Here is a 2,709-nt window from a genome sequence, read left to right as displayed (position 1 = left end):
ATTGCAGCGCCACCGTGCCGCCCAGTGCCAGCAGCGCGGTGCGGGCACGGCCGGCCGGCAGCGCCCGCGCGCCCCAGGCGGCCAGTGCCAGGGCGCCGATCCCGGCCAGGGTGGCCAGCAGGCGGTGGTTGAACTGCACCGCCGCGACATTGGTGGTGAAGTTCTGCCAGAAGGGGGACAGCATGGCATAGCCGGCCGGCACCAGCCGCCCGTCCATCAGCGGGAAGGTGTTGTAGTCGAGCCCGGCGCGCAGGCCGGCCACGAAGCCGCCCGCCAGCATGGCCAGCACCACCAGCCCGGCCACGGGATGCGCCAGCCGGCGCAGCGGCGCGGCGGCGGGCGGGGCATCGCGATGGGGGTGCCGCAGGCTCATCGCGGTCCAGATGAGCATGGCGTAGAGCAGCAGCGCCAGCCCCAGATGCACCACCAGCCGGTAGGGAGAGACGGTGGTGCGGTCCGCCTCGAAGCCCGAGGCGACCATGAACCAGCCCACCGCGCCCTGGGCGCCGCCGAGCAGGAAGAGCAGCACCAGCCGGCCCTTCAGCCCCGCCGGGATGCGGCCCCGCACCCAGAACCAGACCAGCGGCAGCAGGAAGGCCAGCCCGATCAGCCGGCCCCAGAGCCGGTGCGTCCATTCCAGCCAGAAGATCCGCTGGAAGCCTTCCAGCCCGAAGCCGCGGTTGACCAGCTCGTATTGCGGGATAGTGCGGTAGAGGTCGTAGAGCCGCTGCCATTCAGCATGGGAGAGCGGCGGCAGCGTGCCGGAGAGCGGCGCCCATTCCATGATGGACAGGCCCGAGCCGGTGAGGCGCGTGGCGCCGCCCAGAGCGATCATGATCCAGACCATGCCGGCCACCACCAGCAGCCAGCGGGCGATAGCGCGACGGTCGGCGGCCTCGCGCGTGGAGAGGGAAAGGGGAGAGGAGGGGGGCGGATCGAAGGGCATGGTGGGGGCATGGCATATCACATCGCGGGGCCCTTGTGCCTCTCCGTTGCGCTGCAACAGCGGCATGCCTCCTCCGCCCGCCAGGGCAGGGGCCGCCGCGCCGCTTGTTCGGCCCCGCTGTGGCTGCTACGCCGCCTCCCCCCATGCCTGACGCACCGCGCCCCGCCGAGTCCGCCCCTGTCCCGCTGCTGGCCGTCGTGGTGCCCGTGCGCAACGAGGCCGACAATATCGCCCCCCTGGTGGACGAGATCTCCGCCGCCCTGGCCGGGCTGGCGCATGAGATCATCTATGTGGACGATGGCTCCACCGACGGCACCGCCGCCGCCCTGGCCGAGACGGCGCGGCGCGTGCCGGCCCTGCGGGTGCTGCGGCACGCGGCCTCCTGTGGGCAGTCGGCCGCCATCGTCACCGGCGTGCGCGCCGCCCGCGCCGCCTGGATCGCGACGCTGGATGGCGACGGGCAGAACGACCCCGCCGATATCCCGGCGCTCTGGGATTTCGTGCAGGCCGAGCCGGAACGGGAGCGGCTGATGGCGGCAGGCTGGCGCGTCAACCGGCGGGACACGCAGATCAAGCGCCTCTCCAGCCGCTTCGCCAACCGGCTGCGCGCCCGGCTGCTGGGCGATGCCACGCCCGATACCGGCTGCGGCCTCAAGCTGTTTCCGCGCGCGCTGTTCCTGGAGCTGCCGCCCTTCGACCACATGCACCGCTACCTGCCCGCGCTGGTGCTGCGGGCCGGCGGGCGGGTGGTCAGCCGGCCGGTGAACCATCGGCCCCGGCTGCGCGGCACCTCCAACTACGGCACGCTGGACCGTGCGCTGGTCGGCATTTCCGACCTGATGGGCGTGATGTGGCTGCAACGCCGCTGGAAGCGCCCGCAACTGCTGCCCCCCGGCGCGCCGCGGGCGTGACGACCCTGCCGCCGCGCCTGCGCTCCATCGCCAAGCTGGCGCTGCTGGCCGCCGGCCTCGGCCTGGGCGGCTGGCTGCTGCGGGAACTGGGCGATGGCCGCCCGGAAGCCTGGGTGCAGCGCTTCGGCCTGCAACAGACCCTGTGGGGCGAGACCGCCTTCCTGCTGCTGGGCGCCCTGGCCTGCGCCGTGGGTGTGCCGCGCCAGGCGGTGGCCTTCCTGGGAGGCTATGCCTTCGGCGCCTGGACCGGCGGCGCCTTGGGGATGCTGGCGCAACTGCTGGGCTGCGCCGCCGCCTTCTTCTGGGCCGCCGCCGTGGGGCGCGGCTGGGCCGAGCGCCGGCTGGACGGGCGCTTCGGCCGCCGCCTGCGGGCGCTGCGGGACGTGCTGGCCGCCAGCCCCTTCAACACCACCCTGGCGCTGCGGCTGCTGCCGGTGGGCAACAACCTGGCGCTGAACCTGCTGGCGGGGCTCTCGGGCATTCCGGCCCTGGCCTTCCTGGCGGGCTCGGCGGTGGGCTACCTGCCGCAGACGGTGATCTTCGCGCTCGCCGGCAGCGGCGTGGCGGTGGCGCGCAACTGGCAGATCGGGCTCGCCGTGGTGCTCTTCGTGGTCTCGGCCCTGCTGGGGCTCTGGATGCTGCGGCGGCACCGCGCCGGCCATGCGATGGCGGAAGACTCTCCCGGCTGACGGGGCGTTTATCGCACGGCCCGCAGCCTGTAAGAGCGGAGGCATCATGGCCCGCCGTGTCCGCACCCTGACCGAAGAGGAACGTGCCCTGTGGCGCGCCTTTGCCGCCGCCGTGCGGCCCCTGCCGGGCCATGCCCTGCCGCCGGCGCCAACGCCGCCGCCC

3 protein-coding genes are annotated in these 2,709 nt (G+C 73.9%); 2 read left to right on the top strand and 1 reads right to left on the bottom strand.

The annotated features are described in order from the left end of the window. On the bottom strand, window positions 1–946 hold a 946-nt coding region (locus IBL25_RS25600), incomplete at its 3' end, for a COX15/CtaA family protein (RefSeq protein ID WP_187781267.1). A gap of 143 nt (window positions 947–1,089) precedes the next feature. Here IBL25_RS25600 and IBL25_RS25595 point away from each other — a divergent pair. Beyond that, window positions 1,090–1,857 (top strand): glycosyltransferase family 2 protein, encoded by a 768-nt coding sequence (locus IBL25_RS25595; RefSeq protein WP_187781266.1) that lies wholly within the window; start codon window positions 1,090–1,092, stop codon window positions 1,855–1,857. Continuing rightward, on the top strand, window positions 1,854–2,546 hold the full coding sequence (locus IBL25_RS25590) for a TVP38/TMEM64 family protein (RefSeq protein WP_187781265.1): 693 nt from the start codon (window positions 1,854–1,856) through the stop codon (window positions 2,544–2,546). The genes IBL25_RS25595 and IBL25_RS25590 overlap by 4 nt, the downstream gene beginning before the upstream one ends. Window positions 2,547–2,709: the final 163 nt, after the last annotated feature.

This window comes from Pseudoroseomonas ludipueritiae (assembly GCF_014490445.1).
GTDB lineage: Bacteria > Pseudomonadota > Alphaproteobacteria > Acetobacterales > Acetobacteraceae > Pseudoroseomonas > Pseudoroseomonas ludipueritiae.
This window is presented reverse-complemented; position numbering and strand designations above follow the sequence as displayed.